The 15,125-nt window shown below is 66.1% G+C and carries 16 protein-coding genes; 10 read left to right on the top strand and 6 right to left on the bottom strand.

Going from position 1 to position 15,125, the window contains the following annotated elements; genetic code table 11:
* The first annotated feature begins 17 nt into the window (after nt 1-17).
* The 4 genes from ACUXVX_RS02550 to ACUXVX_RS02535 all read left to right on the top strand — a co-directional run bounded on the left by ACUXVX_RS02550 (nt 18) and on the right by ACUXVX_RS02535 (nt 6,496).
* A complete protein-coding gene (locus ACUXVX_RS02550) occupies nt 18-1,343 on the top strand; it encodes an amidase (RefSeq protein ID WP_446311495.1) in 1,326 nt (441 codons plus the stop codon).
* Between the two features lie 167 nt (nt 1,344-1,510).
* Complete coding sequence (locus tag ACUXVX_RS02545) at nt 1,511-2,698, top strand: aminotransferase class I/II-fold pyridoxal phosphate-dependent enzyme (protein ID WP_446310240.1); 1,188 nt, start codon at nt 1,511-1,513, stop codon at nt 2,696-2,698.
* 20 nt (nt 2,699-2,718) lie between these two features.
* Nucleotides 2,719-5,568: a DNA translocase FtsK gene (locus ACUXVX_RS02540; protein ID WP_446310239.1), complete on the top strand. Its 2,850-nt coding sequence runs from the start codon at nt 2,719-2,721 to the stop codon at nt 5,566-5,568.
* A 325-nt stretch (nt 5,569-5,893) separates the two neighbouring features.
* Nucleotides 5,894-6,496, top strand: coding sequence for a LolA family protein (locus ACUXVX_RS02535; RefSeq protein ID WP_446310238.1), 603 nt, complete (start codon nt 5,894-5,896; stop codon nt 6,494-6,496).
* A gap of 63 nt (nt 6,497-6,559) precedes the next feature.
* Here the strand turns inward: ACUXVX_RS02535 and ACUXVX_RS02530 are convergent, their stop codons facing one another.
* Nucleotides 6,560-7,147, bottom strand: coding sequence for a transglycosylase SLT domain-containing protein (locus ACUXVX_RS02530; RefSeq protein ID WP_446310237.1), 588 nt, complete (start codon nt 7,145-7,147; stop codon nt 6,560-6,562).
* 101 nt (nt 7,148-7,248) lie between these two features.
* Complete coding sequence (locus ACUXVX_RS02525; protein WP_446310236.1) at nt 7,249-8,130, bottom strand: AEC family transporter; 882 nt, start codon at nt 8,128-8,130, stop codon at nt 7,249-7,251.
* A gap of 85 nt (nt 8,131-8,215) precedes the next feature.
* Here ACUXVX_RS02525 and hspQ point away from each other — a divergent pair, with 85 nt between their 5' ends.
* Nucleotides 8,216-8,542: a heat shock protein HspQ gene (gene hspQ, locus ACUXVX_RS02520; RefSeq protein WP_222471229.1), complete on the top strand. Its 327-nt coding sequence runs from the start codon at nt 8,216-8,218 to the stop codon at nt 8,540-8,542.
* Between the two features lie 37 nt (nt 8,543-8,579).
* Here hspQ and ACUXVX_RS02515 read toward each other — a convergent pair whose 3' ends face one another.
* The 3 genes from ACUXVX_RS02515 to ACUXVX_RS02505 form a co-directional block, all read right to left on the bottom strand.
* A complete protein-coding gene (locus tag ACUXVX_RS02515; protein WP_446310235.1) occupies nt 8,580-10,148 on the bottom strand; it encodes a gamma-glutamyltransferase family protein in 1,569 nt (522 codons plus the stop codon).
* Nucleotides 10,149-10,447: 299 nt separating this feature from the next.
* On the bottom strand, nt 10,448-10,957 hold the full coding sequence (locus tag ACUXVX_RS02510) for an ATP-binding protein (protein WP_446310234.1): 510 nt from the start codon (nt 10,955-10,957) through the stop codon (nt 10,448-10,450).
* Between the two features lie 12 nt (nt 10,958-10,969).
* Entirely contained in the window at nt 10,970-11,314 is a 345-nt protein-coding gene (locus ACUXVX_RS02505; protein ID WP_222471232.1) for an STAS domain-containing protein, read from the bottom strand.
* A gap of 94 nt (nt 11,315-11,408) precedes the next feature.
* Between ACUXVX_RS02505 and ACUXVX_RS02500 the strand changes: the two genes are divergently transcribed.
* From ACUXVX_RS02500 to ACUXVX_RS02480, 5 genes are read left to right on the top strand one after another with little or no spacing between them, the layout of a single operon-like run.
* Nucleotides 11,409-12,569, top strand: a complete 1,161-nt coding sequence (locus ACUXVX_RS02500; protein WP_446310233.1) for an acetyl-CoA C-acyltransferase — start codon at nt 11,409-11,411, stop codon at nt 12,567-12,569.
* Nucleotides 12,562-13,032 carry a GAF domain-containing protein gene (locus ACUXVX_RS02495; RefSeq protein WP_446310232.1) on the top strand — a complete coding sequence of 157 codons (471 nt, stop codon included), beginning with the start codon at nt 12,562-12,564 and terminating at the stop codon, nt 13,030-13,032. Before ACUXVX_RS02500 ends, ACUXVX_RS02495 begins: the two co-directional genes overlap by 8 nt.
* A complete protein-coding gene (locus tag ACUXVX_RS02490; protein ID WP_446310231.1) occupies nt 13,029-13,400 on the top strand; it encodes a GFA family protein in 372 nt (123 codons plus the stop codon). The genes ACUXVX_RS02495 and ACUXVX_RS02490 overlap by 4 nt, the downstream gene beginning before the upstream one ends.
* A 29-nt stretch (nt 13,401-13,429) precedes the next feature.
* A complete protein-coding gene (locus ACUXVX_RS02485; RefSeq protein ID WP_446310230.1) occupies nt 13,430-13,768 on the top strand; it encodes a GFA family protein in 339 nt (112 codons plus the stop codon).
* Nucleotides 13,765-14,412 (top strand): RluA family pseudouridine synthase, encoded by a 648-nt coding sequence (locus ACUXVX_RS02480; RefSeq protein ID WP_446310229.1) that lies wholly within the window; start codon nt 13,765-13,767, stop codon nt 14,410-14,412. Before ACUXVX_RS02485 ends, ACUXVX_RS02480 begins: the two co-directional genes overlap by 4 nt.
* 27 nt (nt 14,413-14,439) lie before the next feature.
* Here the strand turns inward: ACUXVX_RS02480 and ACUXVX_RS02475 are convergent, their stop codons facing one another.
* The gene (locus tag ACUXVX_RS02475; protein WP_446310228.1) at nt 14,440-15,108 is read right to left on the bottom strand and encodes a glutathione S-transferase family protein; all 669 of its coding nucleotides are present in this window, start codon (nt 15,106-15,108) and stop codon (nt 14,440-14,442) included.
* Nucleotides 15,109-15,125: the final 17 nt, after the last annotated feature.

The raw sequence follows: 15,125 nt of genomic DNA, 5'->3' as shown, positions 1-15,125 counted from the left end.
AGAACGGGGAGACGGATATGGACTGGCAGGGCAAATCGGCATCGGAGCTGGGCAGGGCAATCGGGCGGGGCGAGATCTCCCCTCTGGCGCTGACCGAGGCGATGCTGGCCGCCATCGAGGCGCATGAGTTCGGCCCCCGCATCTATGCCCGCCTCACCCGCGAACGGGCGCTGGCAGAGGCAGAGGCAGCCGAAGCCCGCGCCAAGGCCGGCACCCGCCGCGGCCTGCTCGATGGCGTGCCGATCTCGTGGAAAGACCTCTTCGACACCGCGGGCGTGGCGACCGAAAGCGGCTCCAAACTGCTCGAAGGCCGCACGCCCGCGCGCGACGCGCTCGTGCTCGCCCGCGCCTCCGCCGCAGGCCTCGTCTGCCTCGGCAAGACCCACCAGACCGAGCTGGCCTTCTCCGGCCTCGGGCTCAACCCCGTCACCGCCTCACCGCCCTGCGTCAACGATCATGAGGCCGTCTCCGGCGGTTCCTCCTCCGGCGCGGCGACCTCGGTAGCCTTCGGGCTGGCGGCGGCTGGCATCGGCTCCGACACAGGCGGCTCCGTCCGCACGCCCGCCGCGTGGAACGACCTTGTCGGCCTCAAAACCACCTCGGGCCGCCTGCCGCTTACCGGCACCGTCCCGCTCTGCGCCAGCTTCGACACCATCGGCCCGCTCACCCGGACCGTGGAAGACGCCGCCGAGCTGCTGGCGGTAATGGAGGCATGCCGCCCCGCCGACCTGCGCGGCGCCAGCCTGCACGGAACCCGCCTGATGGTGCTGGAAACCGTGGCGCTGGATGATCTGGCCGGGCCCGTCTCTGCCGGGTTCAACAGCGCCGTCGAGCGGCTGCAGGCCGCAGGCGCATTCGTCACCCGCCGCGCCCTGCCGCTGGTCACAGAGGCGATGGCGCTGGCCGGGCCGCTCTACGCGCCTGAGGCCTATGCCACATGGGAGGCCGAGATCGAGGCCGCGCCCGAAAAGATGTATCCCCCCGTGCTCGCCCGCTTCCGGGGCGGGCGCGATGTGGCCGCGCGCGAGAACATCGCCGCCTGGCACACCCTCCACCGCCTGCGGGCGGAATGGGCCGAGGCCACCGCGGGCTTCGACGCAGTGCTCATCCCCTCCGTCGCCAACCTGCCGCCCAAACAGGCCGATGTGCTGGCCGACGAGGCGCTCTTCACCGCCGAGAACCTGATGGCCCTGCGCAATACCCGCATCGGCAACCTGATGGGCCTGCCCGCACTCACCCTGCCCACCGGCCTGCCCTCGACCGGCATCATGCTGATGGGCACCCCGATGGGCGAGGAGCGGCTGCTGCGGCTCGGGGCTGCGGCGGAGAAGGCGCTGCGCTGAGGCTGCGGGCATGTCGTAGGACAACCGTTTGACTCAAATGCCACAATTCGCGCCTCACCCGGACCAAACAGCAACGGTTTCGCTGGACGGGGCCCGCCCACGCGGCCTATCCTGCCTGCAAAAGCGGGGCAAAGACCCTGCACCCGAGGCAGTAACGTACAAACAAGATGACCTTTCCAGAGCGGTTCTCGAACCTGCCAGATTACGCCTTTCCGCGCCTGCGGAAGCTCCTGCACGGCACCGAGCCGGGCGGGGAGGTGATCGATATGACGATCGGCGAGCCGCGCCACGGCCTGCCCGGCTTCGTCGCTCCCGTCATCGCCGAAACCGTTGAAGGCTTTGCCAAATACCCGCCGAACGATGGCACGCCCGAGCTGAAGGCGGCGATCACCGGCTGGCTGAACCGCCGCTATGGCGTGACCCTCGACCCCGAAACGCAGGTGATGGCGCTCAACGGCACCCGCGAGGGGCTGTTCAACGCCTGCCTCGCGCTCTGCCCCGAGCGGGCCGCCAATGGCGACACGCCGACGGTGCTCATCCCCAACCCGTTCTATCAGGTCTATGCCGTGGCCGCCGCCGCCGCCGGGGCCGAGCCTGTGCTGGTGCCCGCCACCGCCGAAACCGGCTTTCTGCCCGATTTCGCCTCCCTGCCGGAAGATATCCTCGCCCGCGCCGAGATCGCCTACATCTGCTCGCCCTCCAACCCGCAGGGCGCGGTGGCCGATACGCTCTATTGGCGCGAGCTGATCGGCATGGCCGAGGGCTACGGCTTCCGCATCTTCGCCGACGAGTGCTATTCCGAGATCTACCGCGAGACCCCACCCCCTGGCGTGCTGCAGGTTGCCGCCGAGCTGGGCGCTGACCCGGAAAAGATCGTGAGCTTTCACTCGCTCTCCAAACGCTCCAACCTCCCCGGCCTGCGCTCGGGCTTCGTGGCCTCCGGCCCGGCCAACCTGACCGCCATCAAGCGGCTCAGGGCCTACTCCGGCGCGCCCATGCCCCTGCCTCTGCAACACGTGGCGCAACTGGCATGGACAGACGAGGCCCATGTGGAGGAAAGCCGGGCGCTCTACCGGCAGAAATACGCGATCGCCGACAAGATCTTCGCCGACTGGCCGGGTTACATGCCCCCGCAAGGCGGGTTCTTCCTGTGGCTCAAGGTCGACGACAGCGAGCAGGCCACCCTCAAACTCTGGCGCGAGACCGGGGTGAAGGTGCTGCCGGGGGCCTACCTTGGCCGCGCGACGAACGGGGTGAACCCCGGCGCAGGCTACATCCGGGTGGCGATGGTGACGAAAGATACAGACGAGTTGCAGGCGGGGCTGACAAGGCTCCGCGACTGCCTCGCAAGTTGAGGATCAGGACGAGGGACAAGATGGCATATCAGGCAAAACACCGTGACCCGCTGTTCGACAGCGCCATGCAGGCGGCAATCGAGAAACGCGGCAAGGAGATGATCGGGATCGGGCTTATCGCCGCCGGTCTCATCGTGGCGCTGATGCTCGGCTCCTATGTGCCAGACGATCCCTCGTGGCTCTCCGCCACCGACGCCCCGGCGCAAAACATCCTGGGCCGCTTCGGCGCCTCCATCGCCGGGCCGCTCTTCATCATCGTCGGCCACGCGGCCTGGACCCTGCCGGTGATCCTCGGCGCATGGGGCATCCGCTTTGCCCGGCACTACGGGAGCGAACGGGCCCTGTCCCGGCTCGTGTTCGCCCCGATTGCCGTGGCGCTGGCCGCGATCTACGGCGCCATGCTCACCCCCGGCGGCGACTGGGCGCACAGCTTCGGCCTTGGCGGGTTGTTCGGAGATACCGTTCTGGGCGCGCTGCTCAACATCCTGCCCATCGGCGCGGGCCTTGGCGTGAAGCTGCTGGCCATCCCCTTTGGCCTCGGCGCGCTGGCGATGCTGGTCTTCGCCCTTGGCTGCACCAAGCTCGAGCTGCGCCTGTTCGGAAAGTTCCTGCTGGTCGGCCTGATCATGCTCTATGCCGGCGCGATGAAGCTGATGGGCAAGGGCGCGCAGGGCTCGCTCACGCTGGCGCAGGCCGTGAAGGCCCGCCGCGATGCCCGGCGCGAGGCTGCTGCCGAAGCCGAGCTTCTGACCGAGGCCGCCGCCCCCGCGCCCGCCCGCACCGACTTTACCCCGCGCCCGCTGGTGATGCGCGATGATGACCCCGTGCTCGAGGCCCCCGCGCCTGAGCGCAAGGGCCTCTTGGCCTCTGTCACCGGCCTCGTCCGCCGCCCGGTGGAGCCGGAGTTGGTGGAGCATGAGCCGCAGGTCGAATACGACCCCGAGCAGCCCGCCGATGACCGTATCCGCGCCCGCATCTCCGATGCCATCCGCCAGCGCGCGCGTGGTGGCGGGGCGGTGCGCCCGGTGCTCTCCAACGGGTTGCCCGCCGAGCCGCCGCTGGTGCGCGCCCGCAAGCCGCAACCGCTGCTGCTGAACACCAAGGGCGCCGTGCCGCCCGCGCCGATGGCCATGCTCGACGAGGAGGTTGAGGTGCTGGAACGCGAGGCCGTGCCGATCCCGGCCCAGCCGCCCGTCACCGCCGCGCCCGCCGCAGCCCCCGCCGCTGCCGTGGCCACCCCGGCGCCCTCCCCCGAGGCCCGCGCCGTGGTGCAGCACCCGGTCCGCAAGCCCGCCCAGCCCTCGCGCCGGGCGCAGGCCGAGGCCCAGCCGACCCTCTCCTTCGACCCTGAAGAGGCCAAGTTCGAGCTGCCCCCGCTCTCCCTGCTCTCCCCCGCCAAAGCGGTGGACCGCAGCCACCTCTCCGACGAGGCGCTCGAAGAGAACGCCCGGATGCTGGAGACCGTGCTCGATGACTACGGCGTGCGCGGCGAGATCGTCTCTGTCCGCCCCGGCCCGGTTGTCACCATGTATGAGCTGGAGCCTGCGCCCGGCCTTAAGGCCAGCCGCGTGATCGGCCTCGCCGACGATATCGCCCGCAGCATGTCGGCCCTCTCCGCCCGCGTCTCCACTGTGCCCGGCCGCTCCGTCATCGGCATCGAGCTGCCCAACGAGCGCCGCGAGATGGTGAACTTCCGCGAGATCCTGTCCGGCAAGGACTACGGCGACGGCAACCACCGCCTGCCCCTCGCGCTCGGCAAGGATATCGGCGGCGAGCCCGTTGTGGCCAACCTCGCGAAAATGCCCCACCTGCTGATCGCGGGCACCACCGGCTCGGGCAAGTCCGTGGCCATCAACACCATGATCCTCTCGCTGCTCTACACGCTCCCGCCCGAGGAACTGCGGATGGTGATGATCGACCCGAAGATGCTCGAACTCTCCGTTTATGACGGCATCCCCCACCTGCTCTCGCCCGTTGTGACCGACCCGAAAAAGGCCGTGGTCGCCCTCAAGTGGGTCGTCGGCGAGATGGAAGATCGCTACCGCAAGATGTCCAAGATGGGCGTGCGCAATATCGAGGGCTACAACGCCCGCGTCCGCGACACGCTCTCCAAGGGCGAGATGTTCTCGCGCACGATCCAGACCGGGTTTGACGACGACACCGGCGAGCCGATCTTCGAGACCGAGGAGTTCAAGCCCGAGACCCTGCCCTTCATCGTCGTCATCGTCGACGAGATGGCCGACCTGATGATGGTCGCGGGCAAGGAGATCGAGGCCTGCATCCAGCGCCTTGCGCAGATGGCCCGTGCCTCTGGCATCCACCTCATCATGGCCACCCAGCGCCCCTCGGTCGATGTGATCACCGGCACCATCAAGGCCAACTTCCCCACCCGGATTTCCTTCCAGGTGACCTCCAAGATCGACAGCCGCACCATTCTCGGCGAGATGGGCGCCGAGCAGCTCCTTGGGATGGGCGACATGCTCTACATGGCCGGCGGCGGGCGCATCACCCGCGTCCACGGGCCGTTCTGCTCGGATGAAGAGGTCGAGGAGGTCGTGAACCACCTCAAGAGCTTCGGCGCGCCCGAGTACGTGAGCGGCGTGGTCGAAGGCCCGGATGACGACAAGGAGAGCGACATCGACCTCGTCCTCGGCCTCGGCGGCAACACCGATGGCGAAGATGCGCTCTACGACCAGGCCGTGCAGGTGGTGATCCAGGATCGAAAATGCTCCACCAGCTACATCCAGCGCAAACTCGCCATCGGCTACAACAAGGCCGCCCGCCTCGTGGAGCAGATGGAAGAGAACGGGCTGGTGACCGCGGCCAACCACGTCGGCAAACGCGAGATTCTGGCGCCTGAGCAGAACTGAACGTGATGCGTTACACCCACCCTGCGGACAGTCTGTAGGGTGGGTGAAACCTGCCACCCCCCTCCCCCGCCCGATTGGTTAACCAGAATCCGGCCATACGTGCGTATGCATGGAATGTGCATCGGTTGTGCATCACTTGTGCATCGCCAGTGTTCCCCGCCCGTTCCGGCTGGAAAGGGTTTGGCGCGGTGGGCCAAGGCTCTGTTAACGGATGACCGCCCAACTGGGCCCGAACTCGCCGCCTTGTTATCGCATATCAGGAGCAAACAGCCTAAGTAGGGCGTTAACGGGCACTGAGCCTGCACAGAAACAAGAAAGGCGCCGCATGAAACTCCTGCGCACCCTGATGGCCCCGGTCCTGCTGGTGGCCCTCGCCCTCCCGGCCGCCGCCGAGAAGGTCTCTCTCACCAATTTGTCGAAGTATCTCAACAACTTCACCACCGCGAAGGGCGAGTTTACCCAGATCAACTCCGATGGCACCATCTCCACCGGCCAGATCTACATTCACCGTCCCGGGCGCATCCGGTTCGAGTACAACAAGCCCGATAACAGCCTCGTCATGGCTGGCGGCGGGCAGGTGGCGATCTTCGACAGCAAGTCGAACACCGGCCCTGAGCAATACCCGCTGGCCCGCACGCCGCTCTCGATCATTCTAGCCAAGACGGTCGATTTCAACCGCTCCGGCATGATCACCGGCCACAAGTCCGACGGCAAGACCACCACCATCCGCGCCCAAGACCCCGAACACCCCGAGTATGGCCATATCGAGCTGGTGTTCACCTCCTCGCCGGTCGAACTGCGCCAATGGGTCATCACCGATGACACCGGCACCCAGACGACCGTGGTGCTGGGCGAGCTGAACAAGGGCGGCAACATGCGCCCCTCGCTCTTCAACATCCCGCAGGAGACCAACCGCCGCGGCAACTGATCGCGCCGGAAGGGCAATAAAACAAGGGCCGCGCCATCGGGTGCGGCCCTTTTCTATTGGCGGTCAGGCCTTGCCGCAGGCCCGCAACTGGGTGCGATACACCTCGGACCGGGCGCCGACCTCGCCCGCAACCCGCACCAACCACGACTTGGCGTTGTAGCTGCCATTGCGGAAGCCGGTGTGGCCCTCGTGGTAGGCGAGATACTGGTTGCGAGCATCGGTCAGCGGCACGCCGTTCTTCTCGCGGGTCTTGTTCATGTACCAGCCCATGAAGTCGGTCGCGTCCTGAATGTCATCGCGCTTGGCGCGGCGATTGCCGGTCTCGTCCTTGTACTCCTGCCAAGTCGCATCCAGCGCCTGAGAGTAGCCGAAGGCCGAGCTCTGCCGCCCCATCGGGATCACACCGAGCGACCACCTGAAGGGGGTGCGGGCATCGCCGTCAAACTTGCTTTCCTGATAGATCGTGGCCATCTGCACATGCACCGGCACGTTCCAGCGCCGCTCCGTGCGCTTCATGGCCCGCAGGTACTTGGGCCGCTCATCTGCCAAGGCGCAGGCATTTTCGAGGTTGCGCGGGCTATCCAGCTCACGCCCACCACCACAGCCCGAAAGCAGGGCAAATACCAGCATACAGCCGATTTTCCTGAACATTATCACTCGCTCGCCTCATTGCGCGGTCTTTGCCGCTTTTGTCCGAGAATAGGCGAATTGCCTGCGCGTTGGAATGTCTTACTGCGCAGCGGTGATCAATTTCAGATCAGGAAGGCTAGGGCGAGCGGCAAGAAGGCAACGGAAAGCAGGGTCGAGGCCACGACAAGGCCCGCGACGGCGGTGCTATCGGCCCCGAAGCGTTCGGCCAGTAAGTAATTCGTAACCGCAATCGGGGTTATGAGTTGCAGGACCAGAACGGCAAAGGCCGTGCCTTCGAGCCCAAAGGCCCAGCCCGCGCCCACGCCGATGGCGGCACAGAGCGCGGCCTTGAGGAGCGAAAGCCAGAAGGAGCGGCCAAGGTCGCCGGGTTTCAGCCGGGCCACGGCCACGCCGAGGGTGATAAGCATGAGCGGGATGGCGACCTGCGCAATGAGATCGACGGTGTTGGTAATCCACTTCGGGGTCTGCCAGCCCTGCCACAGAAACAGCGCCCCGAGCGCGGTGCCGATGACGACCGGCTCCTTAAGGGATTTTAAAGGATTGCCGCCCCCCGAGACGAGCCAGATGCCGAAGGTGAAGCTCATCATCGCCATGATCGCAAAGATCACCACGGCAAAGCCCAGCCCCTCCTCGCCAAAGGCGAAGAGCGCCAGCGGCAGGCCGAGGTTGCCGGTGTTGCCAAAGATCAGCGGCGCCAGATAGGTCCGCCGGTCGAGCCGGAGCACGAAGGCGATCCCGGTGAAGACGGCGACGACGACGAGATAGGCCACCAGCGCGGCCAGCGAGACGGCGGTAAGCGCCTGCGGGTCGATCTCGGTTTTCATCAGGGCGCCGAAGATCAGACAGGGGATCGCCATGGTCATCACCAGCCGCGTGATGAACCGCATCGGGTAGTCTTGCCCGAGCTTCACCCAGGCAAAGCCGATGGCTGCCAGGATGAATACGGGCGCGACAATTTGCGCCACTGTCAGAACGAGGTTCACACACTGTTTCCCTGTTTTTCCGGGCCGATTGATAGACATCGCCCCCCGCCTGCACTAACCATCGGGGCGTGGGGAGCACAATGGTATGATGAAGACCCGGGCGAAATATCACCTCGGACAAGTGGTGAAGCATCGAAAGCATCCCTTTCGGGGTGTGATCTTTGATGTCGATGCCATGTTTTCGAACACCGAAGAATGGTATGACGCCATCCCCGAAGAGAGCCGCCCGTCCAAGGACCAGCCGTTCTATCACCTGCTCGCGGAAAACGACCAAAGCTACTACGTGGCCTACGTCAGCGAGCAGAACCTGATGGCCGATTACTCCGGCGAACCGGTGGACCACCCCGACCTGCCCGATCTCTTCGGCCCGTTCGAAGATGGGATCTACCCGCTGCACTTTCAGCTTAACTAACTGAAGCGCAACGGGTTTTCTGATTTAGGCCCTACTGTCAGTAGCCAATGGCGCAGCCGTCCTTGCGCGGGTCGGAAGCACCGATCAGCACGCCATCTGCCGTGATCCGGATCGCCTGCGCCCCGCCGATGGGCGTGGGCGGCGGCACAACCTTGTGGCCAAGATCGGCCAGCGCCGCCCGGGTCGCCTCAGGGAAGGGGGCCTCGAGCTGGAGTTCGCCCTTCTCGGCAAAGAGGCGCGGAAAGTCGATCGCCTCCTGCGGATCCATCCCGAAATCCAGCATGTTCGAGGCGAATCGCGCATGGCCAGCGGCCTGATATTGGCCGCCCATAACACCAAAGGGCATCTCCACCCGGCCCTGTTCGAGCATCATCCCCGGGATGATCGTGTGCATCGGCCGCTTCCCCGGCCCGACCTCGTTGGGGTGGCCCTTCTCCAGCGTAAAGCCAGCGCCGCGGTTCTGCATCAGGATGCCGAACTTGGGGCTGGCGAGGCCAGAGCCGAAGCTGTGGAAGACCGAGTAGATCAGCGAAAGCGCCATGCCGTCACGGTCGACCACGCAGAGGTAGACCGTGTCGCGATGCACCGCCTCGGTCACGCTCGTCACCTGCGCCATTGCCCGTTTCGGGTCGATCAGCGCGGCGAGTTCCTGCGCGAGGCCGGGGCGCAGCAGCGCCGCCGGGTCTTTCATCGCGGCAGGGTCGGCCATGAGACGGTTGCGGGTATCGTAGGCCAGCTTGATCGCTTCGGCCTCGATATGGGTCCGTTCGGGGCCGAGCGGGTCCATCGCGGCGATGTCGAACTCAGCGAGGATCGCGGCGAGCAGCAGTGCGGCAGCGCCCTGCCCGTTGGGCGGGTGCTCGGCGATGTCGCGGCTGCGGTAGGGCCCGGTGAGCGGGCTGCCCCAGTCGGCGGTGACGGTGCCAAAATCCTCCAGCGCGTGGCTACCACCGGCGCAGGCGGCCAGCATATCCTCGGCCACCTCACCCTCGTAGAAGGCCTTGGGGCCGTCCTTGGCGATCCGGCGCAACACCTCGGCCTGGCCGGGTGCCCTGAACACCTGCCCGACCTCCGGCACCTTGCCGCCCATCAGATAGTGCTCTCGCGCGGCGCCTTGCAGCGTGGCCCCTGCGGCCTGCCAATCCCGCACCACGCGCGGCGCGACGGGGATACCCTCTTCGGCGTAGTGGATCGCGGGCGCGAGGCTGGCGGCGAGGCCCTTGCGGCCATAACGCTCTGAAAGCGCGGCAAATCCGGCAATGGCGCCGGGAAGGGTGACGGAATGGGGCGACGTGAGAGAAATGGCATCTCCCTCGGCCCGGAGTGCATCGGCATCAACGCCAGCCGGCGCCCGGCCGGAGCCGTTGAGCGCGTGGATTTCAATGGAGCCGGCGGGCTTGATCAGCGCAAAGCAATCGCCGCCGATCCCGGTGCTCTGCGGCTCGCAGAAGCCGAGCAAAACGGCGGCGGCAATGCCGGCATCCACCGCGTTGCCGCCCGATTTCAGCATTTCCACCGCGGCCTGTGCAGCGAGCGGATGCGAGGTGGCACAAAGGCCGTTGGTCGCCAGCACGGGCGAGCGACCGGGGTATTCAAAATTGCGCATGGGGTCTGTCCTCCGGCGGCGAGACTAGGCGGCACGGAAGGCAGCGGCAAGGTGGCGATGGGGAGAAAGAGAAGAACCTCGACGCCACACACTGGGTGGGGGCTATGAAGCGTGGCGCCGAGGGAAGCTATATGCAGCTACCCCTTTGTTGTGCGGGTTGAACCTGTCTGGGTTTTGGTCGGATAGGGACCATTTTGGGGCGGTGATTTCCGACTGCGAAACAATGCTGCTGTGGAAGGGAGGTTTGGCAGTGTGCTGCGGCGGAAAGCGCTAGGGCGCAGGCGGGAATGGAGGCTGCGTTAGCCGCGATTGGCCAAAGAGCCGACCTTGAGCGAGAACGTCAGGCGATTCTCGTCTCCGTCGCGGCGGTAACTTAGATCATCTGAGAGTTCGCGGATCAAAAACCAGCCAAAGCCGCCCTCTGGCAGCGCCTCGGTCGGCACATCGACAGCCGCCGCCTCGCCCGAAGGGGCAGAAAGGCCCGGCATGGCGCGCCCGTGGTCCGTGACCGCGCAAAACAGGCGTTGTTGGCCCTGCAACACGTTGATCTCGATTACCCCTGCGGCCGCCGCCTCATAGGCGTGCTCGACGACATTGTTGAGAACTTCCGCCAGAACCAGCTCGACGGTGCCACGATCATCTTCGGAGAGTTGCAGCGGAGAGAGGTCGCCCAGCACACGCTCCAGCGCGCGGCGCACCTCCAGCGGGGTGCTCGACAGCACGATGCGCAGCGCGTTGCGCTGGCCCTCCAGCAGCCGGGGGTGCGGCGGGCGATCGGCGTGTCTTTCGATACGGGCGCGATTGGGCATCAGGCGGTGGGGTCAGGCGGCATTTTCATCGGCGGCCAGCGCGGCTTCTGCGGAACTGTGGATGGCAAAGACAGTGTCCATCCGCGTGAGTTTGAACACCTTGGCGACCGTGCTCGTCAGCCCCGCAAGCTCCAGCGTTGCGCCGGGGTCTACCTGCTTCATTGCACCCACCACGGCACCGAGGCCGGAACTGTCGAGGAACCCAACGGCGCTCATATCCACGATGATCCGGCCCGGGTGGCCGACGGTCAGCTCGCGCATCCGCTCCTTGAAGGCGACTGAAATCGCCGCGTCGATCCGGCTTTCGGCCACTGTCACCAGCAGCACCTTGCCCTTGGGAGTTGCATCAACATTCATAGCCTGCTCCGTCGCAATTGGGGTTGCGTCAGGCCTAGACGTGAAACCTTACCATTCGGTATGCACGGGAGCAGAGAGGCCAAGGGAGAGAGCGATGGCGTGGGTAGGAATTGCAGGGGCGGCACGGACGCCGATGGGTGGGTTTCAGGGCGCCTTTTCCGATGTGACCGCCGCCGAGCTCGGCGGCGCGGCCATTCGTGCGGCGATGGAGCAGGCCGGGGCGGAGAGCGCCGATGAACTGCTGATGGGCTGCGTTCTGCCCGCCGGTCAGGGCCAGGCCCCGGCGCGGCAGGCCGGCTTTGCCGCCGGGCTGGGCGAGGGACTACCGGCCACCACGCTGAACAAGATGTGCGGCTCCGGCATGAAGGCCGCGATGGCCGGGTTCGACACGATCGCGGGCGGCAGCGCAGATGTGGTCATCGCTGGTGGGATGGAGAGCATGACCGGCGCACCCTACCTGCTGCCCAAGATGCGCGGCGGCGCCCGGATCGGCCACGGGCAGGTGATCGACCACATGTTCCTCGACGGGCTGGAGGACGCCTACGACAAGGGCCGGTTGATGGGCACCTTTGCCGAGGATTGCGCGGAGAAGTTCCAATTTACCCGCCAGGCGCAGGATGACTACGCGCTCGGATCGCTCGAAAACGCATTGGCGGCTCAGAAGGAGGGCCGCTTCGAGGGCGAGATCACGCCGGTTACCTTGAAGTCGCGCCGGGGCGAGATGGTTGTTGGCGAGGATGAGCAGCCCGGCAATGCCCGGCCTGACAAGATCCCGCAGCTGAAGCCCGCCTTCCGCGAGGGCGGCACGGTGACGGCGGCGAACTCTTCGAGTATCTCTGATGGCGCGGCGGCGCTGGTGCTGGCGGGGGAAGGCTCCGGCCTGCCGATCCGCGCCCATATCCTCGGGCATGCGAGCCACGCGCAGGCGCCCGGCTGGTTCACCACCGCGCCCGTGCCTGCCACGCAGAAGCTGCTGAAGCGCCTTGGGTGGGGCGTGGAGGATGTGGACCTCTGGGAGGTGAACGAGGCCTTTGCCGTGGTGCCGATGGCCTTCATGCACGAGATGGGCGTGCCGCGCGACAAGATCAACGTCAACGGCGGAGCTTGTGCGCTCGGCCATCCGATCGGGGCAAGCGGGGCGCGGATTATGGTGACGCTGCTGAACGCTCTCGAAAAGCGGGACCTCAAGCGCGGCGTGGCGGCGATTTGCATTGGCGGAGGCGAGGGCACGGCCATCGCAATCGAGCGTGCCTGAGGTGGATTATGCCGCGCTCGCCAAGGTGGTCGACAGCCTCACCGAGAGTGAGACCGATGAGGTGGCGATCATGGCCACGCTGGCCTGCGAGATCCACCATGCCGACGACCGCTTTGACTGGACGGGGTTCTACCGCGTCACCGCACCGGGCATGCTGAAGATCGGCCCCTATCAGGGCGGGCACGGATGCCTTGTCATCCCTTTCGGCAAGGGCGTGTGCGGCACCTGTGCGCAGACCGGCGAGGTGCAACTGGTGGATGACGTCGAGGCCTTTCGCGGCCACATTGCCTGCTCCTCCTCCACCCGCTCCGAGATCGTGCTGCCTGTGCGCGGGGCCTCGGGGCGGCTGATTGGCGTGCTTGATATCGACAGTGACCAGCCTGCCGCCTTCAATCAGGCCGATGCCGACGGGTTGACCCGCGTTCTGGAGGTGGCCTTTGGCAACGGGGGGCACTGGCGGTGAGTTTGAGGGGCAGCTGCCTGTGCGGGGCGATCAGCTACGAGGTGACGGGGGTGCCGCAGGGTGTTTCGGTCTGCCATTGCGGGCAGTGTCGCCGGATGTCAGGGCACCTGTGGGCCTCCGCCTATGTGAAGGATGAGGAACTGCGGATCGAGGGCGCGCCGCAGTGGTATGCGTCTTCCGACACCGCCAAACGCGGCTTCTGCCCGACCTGCGGAAGCTTCCTGTTCTGGAAGCACAATGACGAGGACACCACCAGCTTTTCGCTCGGCTCCATCGATGGGCCGACCGGCCTGCGCCTGCAGAAGCACATCTTCACTGCCGACAAAGGCGACTACTATGACATCGCGGACGGGGTGGAGCAGCGGTGAGTCTTACCGGTCGATGTAACTGCGGCGCGATGCGGTTCAATGTGACGGGCACGCCGGACGAGGCGGTGGCCTGCCATTGCACGCAATGCCGCAAGCAATCGGGGCACTTCATGGCCGATGCTGAGGTGCCCGAAGGAGAGATCGAGATCAAGGGCACAGTGCGGTGGTATCAGGCCAGTACAACGGCCCGCCGCGGGTTTTGCCCGGCCTGCGGGTCGGTGCTGTTCTGGCAGCGGCTGGGATCGGGCGACATGGGGTTTTCGCTGGGGGCATTGGACGACCCAACGGGCTTGCAGCTGGAGCGGCACCTGCACGTGGCCAGCAAGGGTGACTATTACGAGATCGCGGACGGGTTGCCGCAGGAATGAGTGACACCTACGCGCCGCCCGACACGCCGCTCGACGTGCTGCACCACGACCATGAGTTGCTGGTTGTGAACAAACCTTCCGGCTTGCTCTCTGTGCCGGGAAAGGGCGAGCACCTTGCCGATTGCCTGCTGTCGCGGGTTCAGGCGGCCTTCCCTGAGGCGCTGCTCGTGCATCGGCTGGACAGGGACACCTCCGGCGTCATGGTGTTTGGACTGACTCCCCACGCCCAGCGCCACCTTGGCCTGCAATTCGAGCACCGGCGGACGAAGAAGCAGTATATCGCGCGGGTTTGGGGTGAGTTGGCCGAGGCGGAGGGTGTGGTTGACCTGCCGCTGATCGTGGACTGGCCCAATCGGCCGCGGCAGATGGTGGACCATGAGACTGGCAAGCCCGCGGTGACGCGTTGGAAGCGGCTGAAGGCCGGGAAGGGAGAGAGCCGGGTGCGACTGATGCCGGAGACCGGGCGCTCGCATCAACTCAGGGTGCATATGCGCGAAATCGGGCACCCTATATTGGGTGATCCGTTTTATGCCGAAGGTGCGGCGCGCGATTTTCCGCGCCTCATGCTCCACGCCGAGATGCTCCGGGTGCTTCACCCGGATGGGGGGAAGGGTGTGAGCTTTCGGGCCAAGGTTCCGTTCTGATCCCACTCTTCGCCGCGCCAGCGCGGCCTACCGCGCGTATTTCGCCGCGTTGCTTTCAATCTCTGAAATCTGATCGGCCATCGCCTTTTGGTAGGCGGGGCGCGCGAGGCAGCGGTCGCGGTAGGCGACGAGGGTGGGGTGCTCTTCGATCAGGTTCAGCCCGTCGAGGCCATGCAGGACGGAGGCCATCATCAGGTCGGAGACGCAGAAGGTGTCGCCGAGCAGATAGTCCTTTTCACCCAGAGCCCCGGCCAGCCGTTTCAGCTTTTTACCAGCCATCGCCCGGAGTGTCGGCGCCACCCGTTCTGCGGCTTCGCGATCGTCCACGAAGGTCTGGACGGTGCCCACGACGGCGGTGAGAGGCTCGACCGAGTTGAGCGCGGCGAAGACCCAGCTGAGGGCTGCGTAGCGGTCTACGCCCGGAGGCAGGAGCGCGTCGCTTTGTTCAGCGATCCGCCAGACAATTGCCCCGCTCTCGAACATCGGCGCACCGTCGACTTCGAGCACAGGCACCTGCCCGAAGGGCTGGCGCGCGAGATGCTCGGGTTTGCCCTGCGTGCCCATCGCCACATGGGCCACATCATAGCTCAACCCGGCCTCCAGCAAAGCCCAGCGCAGGCGGAAGTCGCGCACCTGGCCCTTGGCGAAATCGGGCACCCAATCGTAGCCCCAAACCTTCAGCTGGCTGTCTTTCATCTCGGCCTCCATACCAT

The sequence above is a fragment of the Vannielia sp. SX4 genome (assembly GCF_052828525.1).
This window is presented reverse-complemented; position numbering and strand designations above follow the sequence as displayed.